Source organism: Geomonas propionica, from assembly GCF_016458235.1.
GTDB classification, from domain to species: Bacteria; Desulfobacterota; Desulfuromonadia; order Geobacterales; family Geobacteraceae; genus Geomonas; species Geomonas propionica.
The window spans coordinates 75,850-89,656 of the sequence record NZ_JAEMHK010000015.1 but is presented as its reverse complement, the minus strand read 5'-3'; the positions used below and the strand labels follow the sequence as shown (position 1 = coordinate 89,656).

10 protein-coding genes are annotated in these 13,807 nt (G+C 63.9%); 7 read left to right on the top strand and 3 right to left on the bottom strand.

What is annotated here, in order from left to right:
* The first annotated feature begins 28 nt into the window (after positions 1-28).
* The 3 genes from polX (at position 29) to corA (ending at position 3,436) form a co-directional block, all read left to right on the top strand.
* Positions 29-1,765, top strand: coding sequence for a DNA polymerase/3'-5' exonuclease PolX (polX, locus tag JFN90_RS18005; RefSeq protein ID WP_199396505.1), 1,737 nt, complete (start codon positions 29-31; stop codon positions 1,763-1,765).
* Between the two features lie 145 nt (positions 1,766-1,910).
* The gene (locus JFN90_RS18000; protein ID WP_199396504.1) at positions 1,911-2,375 is read left to right on the top strand and encodes an EVE domain-containing protein; all 465 of its coding nucleotides are present in this window, start codon (positions 1,911-1,913) and stop codon (positions 2,373-2,375) included.
* Complete coding sequence (gene corA, locus JFN90_RS17995) at positions 2,372-3,436, top strand: magnesium/cobalt transporter CorA (protein WP_199396503.1); 1,065 nt, start codon at positions 2,372-2,374, stop codon at positions 3,434-3,436. Before JFN90_RS18000 ends, corA begins: the two co-directional genes overlap by 4 nt.
* A 286-nt stretch (positions 3,437-3,722) precedes the next feature.
* Here the strand turns inward: corA and pepN are convergent, their stop codons facing one another.
* Positions 3,723-6,365 (bottom strand): aminopeptidase N, encoded by a 2,643-nt coding sequence (gene pepN / locus JFN90_RS17990; protein ID WP_199396502.1) that lies wholly within the window; start codon positions 6,363-6,365, stop codon positions 3,723-3,725.
* Positions 6,366-6,587: 222 nt separating this feature from the next.
* Between pepN and JFN90_RS17985 the strand changes: the two genes are divergently transcribed.
* The 4 genes from JFN90_RS17985 (at position 6,588) to JFN90_RS17970 (ending at position 11,389) form a co-directional block, all read left to right on the top strand.
* Complete coding sequence (locus tag JFN90_RS17985; RefSeq protein ID WP_199396501.1) at positions 6,588-7,505, top strand: CopD family protein; 918 nt, start codon at positions 6,588-6,590, stop codon at positions 7,503-7,505.
* 37 nt (positions 7,506-7,542) lie between these two features.
* Positions 7,543-8,769, top strand: coding sequence for a sensor domain-containing diguanylate cyclase (locus JFN90_RS17980; RefSeq protein WP_199396500.1), 1,227 nt, complete (start codon positions 7,543-7,545; stop codon positions 8,767-8,769).
* 269 nt (positions 8,770-9,038) lie between these two features.
* The gene (locus JFN90_RS17975) at positions 9,039-9,785 is read left to right on the top strand and encodes a phosphate/phosphite/phosphonate ABC transporter substrate-binding protein (RefSeq protein WP_328755764.1); all 747 of its coding nucleotides are present in this window, start codon (positions 9,039-9,041) and stop codon (positions 9,783-9,785) included.
* Positions 9,782-11,389 carry an ATP-binding protein gene (locus JFN90_RS17970; RefSeq protein WP_199396498.1) on the top strand — a complete coding sequence of 536 codons (1,608 nt, stop codon included), beginning with the start codon at positions 9,782-9,784 and terminating at the stop codon, positions 11,387-11,389. The genes JFN90_RS17975 and JFN90_RS17970 overlap by 4 nt, the downstream gene beginning before the upstream one ends.
* A gap of 131 nt (positions 11,390-11,520) precedes the next feature.
* Here JFN90_RS17970 and JFN90_RS17965 read toward each other — a convergent pair whose 3' ends face one another.
* Together JFN90_RS17965 and JFN90_RS17960 are read right to left on the bottom strand one after the other, a co-directional pair.
* Complete coding sequence (locus JFN90_RS17965) at positions 11,521-12,087, bottom strand: response regulator (RefSeq protein WP_199396497.1); 567 nt, start codon at positions 12,085-12,087, stop codon at positions 11,521-11,523.
* 121 nt (positions 12,088-12,208) lie between these two features.
* Positions 12,209-13,780, bottom strand: a complete 1,572-nt coding sequence (locus JFN90_RS17960) for an HD domain-containing phosphohydrolase (protein WP_199396496.1) — start codon at positions 13,778-13,780, stop codon at positions 12,209-12,211.
* Positions 13,781-13,807 lie beyond the last annotated feature (27 nt).

Here is a 13,807-nt window from a genome sequence, read left to right as displayed (position 1 = left end):
AACCTGCTGTTGTGCCTCGGGGGAAGCCATGAAAAACCGGGAGATAGCCAGGATGTTCGATGAGATCGCCGACATCATGGAGATCCGGCAGGACAACGTCTTCAAGATCAGGGCTTATCACCGGGCGGCGCTCAACCTGGAAGGGCTGAACCGGGACCTGGCCCAGATGTCCCACAAGGAGCTCCTGGAGATCCCGGGGGTGGGTGCGGATCTGGCCGCGCGCATCGAGGAGTACCTGCAGACCGGCACCATGGCTTATTACGAGCAGCTGAAACAGGAGGTGCCTCCCGGCGTCTTCACCCTGCTGGCCGTGCCCGATCTCGGGCCGAAGACGGCGAAGGCAATCTACGAAGCGCTGCAGATCACGAGCCTCGAAGAGCTGGAAAAAGCCGCGCTGGAACACCGCCTGATCGGCATCAAGGGAATCAAAGAGAAGACCGAGGAAAACATCCTCAAGGGGATCCAGGCCGTGAAGCGGGGGCGCGAGCGGCAACCATTGGGGCGGATGCTGCCGGCCGCGGATGAATTGGTGGCGGCGCTCAAGCAGATGGCGCCCCTGGAGCGGATCGAGGTGGCGGGGAGCATCAGGCGCCGCCGCGACAGCATCAAGGACATCGACATCGTGGCCACCTCACCCGACCCGGCCAGCGTCATGCAGGCCTTCCTGAACCTGACCCAGGTGCACGACGTGATCATGCGCGGCCCGACCAGGGCCAGCGTGACCATCCGGGAAGGGGTGCAGGTGGACCTGCGCGTGGTCGAGCCCGCCTCCTACGGCGCCGCGCTCGCCTATCTGACCGGCAGCCAGGGGCACAATGTCCGGCTGCGGGAGATGGCACAGAAGCGGGGGCTGAAGATCAACGAGTACGGCATCTTCCGCGAGGAGGACAACGTGCGCCTTGGTGGCGAGAACGAGGAGGACGTCTACCGCCTGCTCGACCTTCCCTTCGTGCCGCCGGTCCTGCGCGAAGATCGTGGCGAGATCGAGGCGGCCCTGGCGGGGAGACTGCCGCAATTGGTGACCAGGGAGCAGATACTGGGCGACCTGCACGTGCATTCCCGCTGGAGCGACGGCGCCCACGGCATCGCTGAACTTGCGGAGGCGGCGCGTTTGCGGGGCCTTTCCTACATAGCGGTGACTGATCATTCGCAGGGGCTCGGGGTGGCGCGTGGCCTGAGCGTGGAGCGGCTCAGGGAGCAGCAGGCGGAGATCCGGGAGTTGAACCGTGACCTGAAGGGGTTCCGGGTGCTGCACGGCACTGAGATGGACATCCACGGCGACGGCACCCTCGATTTTCCCGACGAGGTGCTCAAGGACCTCGACCTGGTGGTGGCGTCGATCCATTCAGGCTTCAACAACTCCAAGGAAGTGATGACCGCGCGCATCGTAGCCGCCATGAGGAACCCGTACGTGCACATCATCGCCCATCCCACCGGGCGCATAATCGGCGAGCGGGAGGGATACCAACTGGACATGGAAGAGGTGCTCCAGGTTGCCAAGGAAACCGGTACGGCGCTGGAGATCAACGCCTACCCGCTGCGGCTCGACTTGGAGGACCGCTACGTGCGCCGCGCCAAGGAGTTGGGGGTGAAGATCGCCATCAACACCGATACCCATGTCAAGAGCCAGTTCGATACCCTTCCTTGGGGGATTTCCGTGGCCCAGCGCGGGTGGCTGGAGCGGGAGGACGTGCTGAACACGCTGACGGTCGATGAGCTGCTGAAGGTATTGAAAAGGAAGAAGCGGGTGAAGCACGGACAGTAGCTGAACCGTGTTCCTCCCCCAGGAGGGGGGAGGCTGGGAGGGGGGTGCCTCGCACTGCTGCCCCCTCCCCGACCCTCCCCCTCCGGGGGAGGGAGTAAGAAGACGCCCCCGGAGGGGGGGCGAACAAAAACCGAAAGGAAGCAACATGCCCAACTACTGGCTCTTCAAGAGCGAACCATCCAGCTTCTCCCTCGACGATCTCAAAAGCCGCCCCGACGCCACCGAGCATTGGGACGGCGTCCGCAACTTCCAGGCGCGGAACTTCCTACGCGACCAAGTGCAGGTGGGCGACCAAGTGCTCTTCTACCACAGCAACACCGCCGAGCCTGGTGTTGTCGGCATCGCCGAGGTGGTCAGGAGTGGTTACCCCGACTTCACCGCCTTTGATCCCAATAGCAAATACTTTGACCCGAAAAGCTCGCCGGAGCGGCCAACCTGGTACATGGTCGACGTGCGCTTCGTGCGCGAGCTGCCGCGCCCGGTGACTCTCGCCGAGCTGAGGACCATCCCCGAGCTGTCGGGCATGGCGCTGTTGAACCGCAGCCGTCTCTCGGTCCAGCCCGTGCGCGAGGAAGAGTGGGAGCGGATCATGAGGCTTGCCGGGTTATGACCTCGATAAAGAACCGCTCCAAAAAAGCCGGGCTGGCCCCGGGAACGCTGATCCACATGGGCCGCGCCAAAGAGGGCACCACCAAGGTCGACCTCGTGCACTATGATGAGACACACCTGGATAAGCACCCGGTGACTTCGGTGGACGAGTGCCTGATCAAGAAGGACATTCCCGGAGTGACCTGGATCAACGTGGAGGGGCTCGCGGACCTCGAGGTGTTGCGGCACTTCGGGAGCTGCTACGGCATCCACCCGCTGGTCCTGGAAGACATCCTCGCCACGGACCAGCGCCCGAAGGCCGCCGACTACGGCGAATACCTCTACGTGGTGCTGAAGATGATCGCCCTGGACGAGGGGGGCACAGAGATCAAGAGCGAGCAGGTGAGCCTGGTGCTGGGGCAAAACTACCTGATCTCTTTCCAGGAGGGGTTGGAGGGGGACGTCTTTGAACAGGTGCGCGCCCGGCTGGTGAACGAGAAGGCGAGGCTGCGCGCCCAGGGCGCGGACTTCCTGCTGCACGCCCTTTTGGACGTGATCGTGGACCACTACTTCCTGGTACTGGAGACGCTGGCGGACCGGATCGAGGACATCGAGGACGAGCTGATCGACAACCCGACCACCGCTACGGTGCAGGCGATCTACCGGCTCAAGCGCCAGTTGCTCTTCCTGCACAAGGTGTTCTGGCCGCTGCGCGAGGTGGTGAGCAGCCTGCAGCGCCGCGATTCACTGCTGATCCACGACACCACGGTGATCTACCTGCGCGACCTCTACGACCACACGGTGCAGGTGCTCGACACCCTGGAGACTCTGCGCGAGATGCTCTCCGGCATGCTGGATATCTACCTCTCCAGCGTCTCAAACCGCCTCAACGAGGTGATGAAGGTGCTGACCATCATCGCCACCATCTTCATGCCGCTGTCTTTCATAGCCGGGTGGTACGGCATGAACTTCAAGGGGATGCCCGAGCTGGACTCGCCCTACGGTTACCCAGCTGTCTTCGCTTTGTGCCTGACCATCGCGGGGGGGATGCTCGTTTACTTCAAGAAGAAGCGCTGGCTGTAAGGCCGCTCTACAAAGCAAATCCCCCCTGTCCCCTTCCTCGTGTTCATCGGGAAAAATCGGGATCGCCAATCTGCCATTAACGAAGCTCAGCAGGAGAACCCGCGTCCTCCCCTTTGCGAAGGGGAGACAGAGGGGATTTGCCTTTAGGGGTTAGCAGCAAAGATCAAATCCCCCCTGTCCCCCCTGTCCCCCCTGTCCCCCCTTCGCAAAAGGGGGGGACCCTACGCCACGTGTACCACTAGTGGCCAATATTCCGCACGTTCCCGAATGACTCCGTCGTCAATCCCTACAGACTCTTGGCCGCCAGCTCGTAGACGTCGCGAGCCAGGCCGGGCTCGGCCAGGATGCGTTCCAGCTCCTTCTTCATGAGCTCCTGGCGCTGCGCGTCGAAGCGGCGCCAGCGGCTGAAGGGGGTGAGCATGCGCGCCGCTATCTGCGGGTTGATCCCGTTCAGGCGCAGGATCTGGTCGCCGAGGAAGCGGTACCCCCTGCCGCTGGCATCGTGGAAGCGGAACTGGTTCCCCTGGCTGAAGGCGCCCACCAGCGAGCGGACCCGGTTCGGGTTGCGGATGTCGAAGTCGGGGTGCTCCAAAAGCGCCAGCACCCGGTCCAGGGTGTCGGGCAGGCGCGAGACGGCCTGGTGGGCGAACCACTTGTCGATGACGCCGCGGTCGCTACGCCAGCACTCGTAGAAGGAGGCGAAGGCCTCCTCGCGCTCGGGGCAGGCGCAGCTCCCCAGCGGGGAGAGCGCCCCCAGGCTGTCGGTCATGTTGTCGGCGCTTCTGAACTGCACCATGCAGGCGTCGATCGCTTCCTGCCTCCCCGCCGCCATCAGGTAGGAAAGGCAGAGGTTTTTCAGCCTGCGGCAGCCGGAGAGCCCGTCGTCCGGGCGGTAGGGGGCCTTGGGTGCGCAGGCTTTTCGCACCGAGGTGAGTTCCGCGCCGAGCAGCTCGCCTACCGTTCTCCGCACCAGCTCACGGGCCTGGTGAATGGCGTCGGGGTCGATCACCGCCATCTGCTCGGCGAGGTAGTTTTCGGTCGGCAGGGTCAGTGTCTCGGCCAGGAAGGCGCGGTCCTGGCGGTCATCGGAAAGGAGCCTTCTGAAGGATTCGATGAAGCTCTCCGGCACCCGCGCCTCGCGCCCCGCCTGGATGTCGGCGATCAGCGCCATGATCAGCTTCACCGCCTGGAGCTGCCCCGCCTCCCAGCGCACGAAGGGATCGCTGTCGCGGGTCATCAGGAGGTTCAGGTCCTCGTCGCTGTAGGGGTACTCGAGCTTTACCGGCGCGCAGAAGTTGCGCAGAAGCGACGGCACCGGGCGCTCCTTCAAGCCGACAAAGGTGAAGGTTTCCGTTTCCCGCCGAAGCTCCAGGACCCGGGAGGTTCCCAAAGCTTCCGTCTCCCCCGCAAGCTTCAACGGCAACTCGTTGCCTTCGCGGTCCAATAGCCCCATGGCGAGCGGGATATGGAACGGCTTTTTCTCCGGCTGGCCCGGCGTGGACGGACAGCTTTGGGTCACGGTCAGGGTGTAGCTCCCCTCGTCAGCCCGGTAAGCGTCGCTTACCGTCAGGACCGGGGTCCCGGCTTGGTCGTACCAGAGCATGAACTGGGACAGGTCGCGCTTCCCGGCGTCCGCCATCGCCTGCACGAACTCGTCGACCCGCACCGCCTGCCCGTCGTGGCGCTCGAAGTACAGATCCATCCCGGCCCGGAACGCGTCGTGTCCCAAGAGGGTCTGCAGCATCCGGATCACCTCGCCCCCCTTGTGGTACACGGTCATGCTGTAGAAGTTGTTGATCTCCACGTAGGACTCGGGACGCACCGGGTGGGCCAGGGGACTGGCGTCCTCGGGGAACTGCGCGCTGCGCAGGCTCTTCACGTCGGCGATCCTCTTCACCGGGCGCGACTGCATGTCCGCTGAGAATTCCTGGTCGCGGAAGATGGTGAGCCCTTCCTTCAAGGAGAGCTGGAACCAGTCGCGACAGGTGATCCTGTTGCCGGTCCAGTTGTGGAAGTACTCGTGGCCGATCACCTCCTCGATCGCCTCGTAGTCGTCATCGGTAGCGCTTTGCGGGCTCGCCAGCACGTAGCGCGAATTGAAGACGTTCAGCCCCTTGTTCTCCATGGCCCCCATGTTGAAGTCGTCCACGGCTACCACCATGTAGGTGTCGAGATCGTACTCCCGCCCGAACTGCTCCTCGTCCCACCGCATGGCGCGCATCAGGGACCTCAGGGCGTGCTCGCACTTGTCCTGGTTGCGCTCCTCCACGTAGATCTCCAGTTGCACCTCGCGGCCGCTCATGGTGGTGAAGCGGTCGGCGATGTGGACCAGGTCCCCGGCGACCACGGCGAAGAGGTAGCTCGGTTTCTTGAAGGGATCATGCCAGACGGCGAAATGGCGCCCGTCCGGGAGATCACCTTTCTCCACCAGGTTGCCGTTGGCCAAAAGCACCGGGCAGCTCGCCTTGTCGGCGCGCAGGGTGACGGTGTAGACCGCCATGACGTCGGGGCGGTCGGTGAAGTAGGTGATGCGCCGGAAGCCCTGGGCCTCGCACTGGGTGCAGAGCATGGGGCCGGAGGAGTACAGGCCGGAGAGGGCGGTGTTCTCCTTGGGGTTGATCCGGGTTTCCACCTCGAGCAGGAACCGCTCGGGAGGGGAGGGGAGCACCAAGCCCGCGTCCTCGATGCGGTAGGCCCCCTGTTCCAGCGCGACCCCGTCCAGTTTGAGCGACACGAGGGTCAGGTCCTCACCGTCCAGTACCAGCGGCTTGACGCCGTTACCCCGGTCGTGGTTACTGTGAATGGCGAGACGGGAAACGACGCGGGTGTCTTCGGGATCAAGATCGAAGGTCAGCTCGACCGTGTCTATAAGATAGTCGGGAATCGTGTAGTCCTTCTGGTGGATGGTCTGGTGCTGGCACTGTGACATGACGTTTCCTCTTATGCAGATGTAATGGCTGGACCAAGGGTGCTATTGTACCGGGATGCCGCTGCGTTTTCAACGCCCGGGTGGCGGGGCGCGTGAAATTAATTAATAATGCCGCATGCTTGGCGTCGCGGTCGACGGCCACGTCTGGCGAGGGGGTTTCGGGCTCAATTAAGAGACGCCCAATATGTTGACTTTATTGGAGAATAAGGCTATACAGTCCGCATGAAAGGTCTGCTCCTCTCATTACTTTTCCTGCTCTTCACCTCTCTTGCCGCTCCGGCACTCCCCGCCCGCGCCACTGAGATATACGCACAGCAGACCGGGAAGAGCTGCGACGCCTGCCATGTCGATCCGGCGGGCGGCGGCGAACTGACCGCTGCCGGGAAGGAATTCGCCGCCGCGCGCGCCGTGAAAGCCGAGGCGCCGCGCATCGGCACCGCCGGCAAGGTGGTGCGCTTCCTGACCGGCTACCTGCACATGCTGATCGCGATCTTGTGGTTCGGCACTATCCTCTACGTGCATCTGGTCCTTAAACCTGCCTATGCGGCGGGGGGACTGCCTCGCGGCGAGGTCAAGGTGGGCGTGCTCTCCATGGTCGTCATGGGGATCACCGGCGCCATTCTTACCCACTTCCGGGTTACTTCCCTGGACATGTTGCTGCACACCCGTTTCGGGGTGCTGCTGCTCGTCAAGATATCCCTCTACCTGGTAATGGTTTTCTCCGCCGCTTACGTGGTGTTGGTCATCGGGCCCAAGCTCCGGGGGAAACGCCGTGAACCGGTGGCGCTCCCGTCCGGAAAGGAACTCACCCTCGACGAGCTGGCCTCCTTCGACGGCAAGGAGGGGCGTCCCGCCTACTTTGCCTACCAAGGCCACCTCTACGACGCGAGCGCCAGCCGGCTCTGGAAAGAAGGGGTGCACATGGGGCGGCACCATTGCGGCGAGGACTTGACGGAGGCGCTTAAACTGGCGCCGCACGGGTCCGACAAGGTGCTGGGCATGCCCGAGGTCGGGAGCTTGGCTGATGTGACCCAGCGCAAAGCTCCCTTGCATGAGCGGGTCTTCTTCTTCATGGCCTACATGAACCTGACCATCGTATTTTTGATCGTGCTGATCCTGTCGCTCTGGCGCTGGGCGTGAAAGCACAACACCGGGGCACCCCGGACAAGGACTGACCGTGAAGTACTTCCGCGCCATATTTAGTGCCGATGCCAAGAAGGATCCGGATTCCCTGCTGCGCCTGTTCGTCACGGTCGCCCTGGTTTCCATCATCGTGATCACCTCACTGGCCGGCTACGCCTTCTACCAGGTGCTGCAAAAGAACCTGGTGGACAGCGCGGAAGAGGACGCCATCAAGGTCAGCACCGCCCTTTCCGAGAACGAGCGGGCGCGCTTCACCGTGGTCAGGAGCGACGGCAGCGTCGTCGTCGAGGTGGTGCCGGACAATTTCTTCATCCTGGACCGGGACCTCAGGAGGTTCCTGGCCCCCTTCGATATCGTCAAGATCAAGATCTACTCGTCCGATTACCGCATCGTGTATAGCACCGAGGCCAAGCTGATCGGTGAGGTGAACCGCGGCAACCGGCGGCTGGCCCGCGCGCTGGCCGGCGCCTTCGACTCCAAGCTCGAGCGCAAGGAAGAGGTGAAGGACCTCGCCGACGAACTCAAGTTCAACGTGGACGTGGTGGAGACTTACATCCCCATCCGCGCCCGCGGCAAGGTGATCGGGAGTTTCGAAGTCTACATGGACGTCACCAAGTACCGCCAGCAGACCATGAACGCGGCGCTTGTCTCGCTCGGGGCGTTGTGCGGCATCCTGATGGTGGTCTTCGGCATCTCTTTCGTGCTGATCCGGCGCGGCACCAACGAGTTGAAGGAGACCCAGGAGGTTCTCAGGAAGCAGACCCTGATCGACGGGCTCACCGGAACCTTCAACAAGATGCAGATCGAGCTGATCGGGCGCAGGGAGTTCGCGCGCGCCCAGCGCCGCAGGGAGAAGGGACTGGCCGACTCCGAGGTCGGTTTCATCATGATCGACATCGACCGGTTCAAACAGGTTAACGACCGGTACGGGCACCTGGCCGGCGACCACCTGTTGCAGCAGTTCGCCGAGAGGGTCACCGCCTCGTTGCGCAGCTACGACTCCGTGGGGCGCTTCGGAGGCGAGGAGTTCCTGGTGGTGCTGCCGGGCTCGGGCCGGGAACAGACGCTCAGCGTGGCGCACAAGATCTGGTCGCTGGTCCGTGAGGAACCCTTCCTGATTGACGGCGAAACCCTGCGGATCACCACCAGCGCCGGCGTCGCCAACGTCCAGCACAGCGACGACGACCTGCTGCAGGTGTTGAAGCGCGCCGATCTGAACCTTTACCAGGCCAAGAGCGGTGGGCGGGACCGGGTCATCTAGCCTCCGCCCCTGCCGGTTGCGCCGGCCGATGACCTCCTCATCCCCATCTCCCCGACCCCGTTGGCTCCCCCCAGCCTCTTCCATGACGTTCTTTTTCAAGTTTTTCCTCTCGGCTCCGAAACGGTAGATACCCGTTTCACTCTCCCCACGCCTAGAAGTTCCAAGGGAAAGTGCGGCAAGGAGGAATGATGAAGAACGCGGTCTCTCTCTTTGTTTTCGCCTTTTTTTTGCTGTTTGCGCCCTGGTACGCGTCCGCCCAGGGGGCATTCGTGATCGGAGTCGCTCCCCATACCAGCGCCCGGGTCATTCTTGAGATGTATCAGCCGCTGAGACTCTACCTGAGCAGGAGCCTGAACATGCCGGTAGAGGTGGTCACGGCGCCGGACTTCGACGAGTTCGCCAGGCGTGCCCTCGCACAGAAATACGACCTTGCCGTTACCACCGGCCACCAGGCCCGGCTGCTCCAGAACGACGCCAAGTACCTGCCGCAACTCACCTACCAGGCCGATTTCAAGGCGGTCGCCATAGTGCCTCAAAACAGTCGCGTCACCAAGGCGGCTGACTTGAAGGGGCAGAAGGTACTCGGTCTGAGCGCGGCCTCGCTGGTCACCCTGTGGGGGGAGCACTGGCTGGCCCAAAACCACCTCGACATACCCGTCAAGTACGTCAGCGCCTCGGACAGCGTGGCGCAGCTTCTTGTGGCAGGTGAGGCCGCCGCCGGATTCACCTCCCTGGCCAATTTCCAGAAACTGCGGCCGGAACTGCAAGGCCAGTTGCGCATCATCGCCGAAAGCGCCCCCCTTGCCGGAAGGGTGTACCTGCTGAACCAGCGCTGGGCGACCCGTGAAAAGGCCATCAATGCAGCGTTGTGGGGTTTCGCCGAAACGGCGGAGGGGAAACGCTATTTCGACAGCAACAAGCTCGGTGGATATCGAAGGCTCCACAGCGGGGAGCTGGAGGGTATGGACCGGTATGCGGCCGAGGTCAGAAGGCTGCTGAAGAAAGCGGAAAAATGAGGGCGCTCGCTCCCTGGTCCACGGTGCGGGGGCGCCTTTTGATGCTCGTGATCGGCATCGAGGCGCTGATGCTGTGCGTGATGGTGTTCAACAGCTTGCGGCTGCTGCACGGCGCCATGACCAGGCAGGCCGGGTGGCAGGCGGAGCAGATCGCGCCCGTTCTGATCGCCGCCCTCACCGCACCGCTCGCGCAGCAGGACTTCGCCACCGTCCAGGCCGTCATCGACGAGAGCCGGCGGGCAGGCGGGGTGAAATACATCGCGATCCAGGACAGCGCCGGGAGCAGGGTCGCCTCCAGCGGCTGGGGGAGCAACCAGGCACTCCCCCCTCCCAGCACGAGCTTCCAGCTGTTCCAGGGGGGCGGAGGGCCGCGTTACGACGTGCGCGTCCCCATCGTACAGACGGGACAGCCCCTGGGTACCCTCCAGTTCGGCCTGGATCTCTCGCAGATCGTCGCCGCGCGGCACCTGTTGCTGCTGCAGGGGGGGACCATCGCCGCCATGGAGGTGATTCTCTCCACGGTGATACTGACCTTGCTGGGGTACTGGCTTACCAGGCACCTGGCCTCGCTGACCAGGGCGAGCCTTGAGGTCGCCCAAGGGAACCTGACGCCGGCGCCGGTGTGGGAGGGGCATGATGACGTGGGGCGGCTGGGGGCCGCGTTCAACACCATGTCCCGGGCCATCTCGGAGCGGGTCCGAGAACTGACCGCGGCCAAGGAGGCGCTGCAGCAACGCGCAGGGGAGCTCGAGGACCTGAACCTGACCCTCGAGTCGCGGGTGCAGGAAGAGGTTGTCAAGAACCGGGAGAAGGACAATTACCTGACCCAGCAGGAGAAGATGGCCTCCATCGGGCAGCTCGCCGCCGGCGTCGCCCACGAGATCAACAACCCGATGGGGTTTATCACCAGCAATCTCTCCACCCTCGACAAGTACCTGGGGCGCCTCCAGGATTTCATTGCGGCCCAGGAAGAGGCGCTCCGCGGGGAAGGGGGGGAGGCGGCCTCGGAGTCCCTGGCCCAGGCGCGCAGGCAGCTGAAGATCGACCACATCTTCACCGACGGCAAGCAACTGATCGCCGAATCCCTGGAAGGCGGAGTGCGTGTCCAGCATATCGTTCAGAACCTGAAGAACTTTTCCCGTGTGGACCAGCTCCAATACTCACTGGTCGACCTGAACGAATGCCTGGAGACGACGATCAGCATCGCCTGGAACGAGATCAAGTACGTCGCCACCCTGACACGGGAGTTTGCGGCGCTCCCCCTGGTCAGCTGCTACCCGCAGCAGTTGAACCAGGTCTTTCTCAACCTGCTGGTCAACGCCTCCCAGGCCATCGAACATGCCGGGGAGATCGTGGTCCGCACCTGGAGCGAAGGCGGGAACGTCTTCGTCTCCGTGAGCGATACCGGAACTGGGATCGCACCGGACGTCATCAAGCGGATCTTCGAACCGTTCTTCACCACCAAGGAGGTAGGGAAGGGGACCGGGCTGGGGCTGTCGATCAGTTACGACATCATCCGGAAACACAACGGCGAGATCACCGTGGAAAGCACCCCCGGCCTGGGCACAACGTTCAAGATCACGCTCCCCGTGGGACATCCCTAAGGCGGAGAACAGCCGGGCGCGGGCGCGGCCGTGGTGTGACGTCGCGGAGTGACGGGTGACGGGTGACGGTGAGGGGGGGCGGAAGGGACGGAGCCGGCGGCGGGCGCCGGCCGGCTCCGCGAAGTCTAGCGCTACTGGTTACAGCGGGCGATGATGCCGTCGATCTCCTCCTGGGAGATCTCGTCGATCCTGATGGCGCCGTCGGCCTCCCTGCGCAGTTGCGAGATGCCGGGGTAGTTCTTCTCCAAGTACTTGAGCTCCCGCGACTGGTGTTTCACCGTCTTCAACAGGCGCCTGTTTTCCTCTTCCAGGTCGTATTTCTCCAGCGCGCTCTTCAGCGCTAACTTCAGTTCCGTGTCGTTCCAGGGCTTGGTGAAGAAACGGTAGATCTCGCCGCTGTTCACCGCCCGCATGGTGGCCTCGATGCTGGCATGGCCGGTCAGCATGATGCGCACTGTCTCCGGGTACAGCTCCTTCACGATCCCCAGGAACTCCGCCCCGTCCATCCCCGGCATCTTCTCGTCCGAGATCACCACCTTGAAATGGCGCCGCGTCATGAGATCGAGCGCCTCTTTCGCCCCCGGGGCCCCCTGGATCAGGTAGGGCTCCTCGTCCAGCCCCCGCATCAGGGCCGAGATCACGTGCGGCTCGTCATCTACGATCAATATGCTCTGTTCGCCTTCTCCCGGCGTGGACATGATTCACCTCGCAGCGGACCCGGCGTTGTCGCCGCGGCCCCGTATTTTATTCCCGCTTGCCGGGGGCGCCGGCCCTTCGCTGACCTGCTTCGGCACCATGCACCCCTTATGTTGTACTCGATTATTTGCGCCGCTCTTCGACCACCCATACCCCGCAGGAGGGAGGGTCGATCCGGTAGTAGCGCAGCACCGCGTCGAGAGTGCCGCTGTTCAGCACCGTCCCTTCGGTCAGGAGCAACAGCCCCGTGCCGCTGTAGAGGTTGCGGGTAAGCTTCATCCCCTCCGCGAGCCGGTCGGGCGCCACCTCCTGCTCGGCCACCGGGACGCTGGCCGTGAACCGGGCCGCGCTCCCCTCGCTCCCCCCGGAGGGGGCCCAGCTGACGAAGATCCCTCCCGCGGGTGGGTCGACCTGGTAGGCCCGCCCGACCGCCATTATCCGTCCGGCGTCGAGCACCGTGCCGCGCTCCAGGATCAGGGCTCCCGACCCGGTGCGCAGATCCCGGGTCACGGTCATCCCTTCCAGGAGCTGCTTGGGGCGCAGTTCCTTCTCGGCCACCTCGGCGCGGCGCGAGTAGGTGGGGAGGTACAGGGCCCGCACGTGCCGCTCAACGACCGGGAAGATCTCCGGGTCGAGCCCGCGCCCGCGCTCCTGCCCCATGCGTGCCAGGAGCGCGGCGACCGGGTCGTCCCCGCCCAGCTCGGTCAGCTCGCGGTCCACGAAGTCGGCCATGGTGATGATCCGGGCCCCCAGCGGGATCTCGCCCCCCGCCAGCGCGTCGGGGAAGCCGCTGCCGTCGTAGCGCTCGTGGTGGTGCCGGATCAGGATGCCGACTTCGCGCAGGTCCTCGACCGCATCCAGCGTGGCCTGGCCACGCACCGCGTGCTGCAGGAAAATGCCCAGCTCCTCCCGGTTCATGGCGGACATCTGCTTTTGGAGGATGTCCTGGCTGATGCCGATCACCCCGACGTCGTGCAGAAGCGCCGCCGTGCGCACGGTCTCGACCTCTTGGTCGGAGAGTTTCAGATCGCGGGCGATCCTGACGCTGAGCTCGGTGACGTTCCTGGTATGCTCCTGCAGCCGGCTCGAGTGGAGTTCGATGAGGCGCGAGAAGGCGAGGATGGTCTCGCGGAAGGAGTGGGTCACGCGCCGGTTGCGCTCCTTGAGTTCCTCGTTCTGGCGCCTGATGGTCGCCGTCTGCTCCAGGACCCGGCTCTTCAGGTTGTCGTTCCAGGCGGAGAGTTCCCTGTTCTGCTGCTCCACCAGCGCGGTGAGGCGCCTGTTCTCCTGGACCAGGTGGTACTGCTCGACCCCCTCCCGGATGGTGCGCACCAGGACTTCGTCGTCCCAGGGCTTCAAAAGGTAGCGCGACGCCCCCCCCTTGTTGATGGCGTCCATGGTGGCCGCCATGTCGGCGTAGCCGGTGAGCACCATGCGCACCGCATCGGGCGCCAGGGTCTTCGCCTGTTCCAGGAACTGGGCCCCGGTCATGCCGGGCATGCGCTGGTCCGAGAGGATGAGGGCCACGTCCGGGTGTGCGGTAAGCCGCTCCAGTCCTTCGGCTCCCGATACCGCACGCAGCACCTCCAGTTCCAGTTCCTGTTCCAGGAGGAGTCGCGCAATGGAGCGGGTGATGTTCTCCTCGTCGTCGACCAGGAGCACTTTATGGGGTTCGCTTTGCGACAGTTTGTCCATGTCCTTCGTCCTTTATGGCAATCTCGT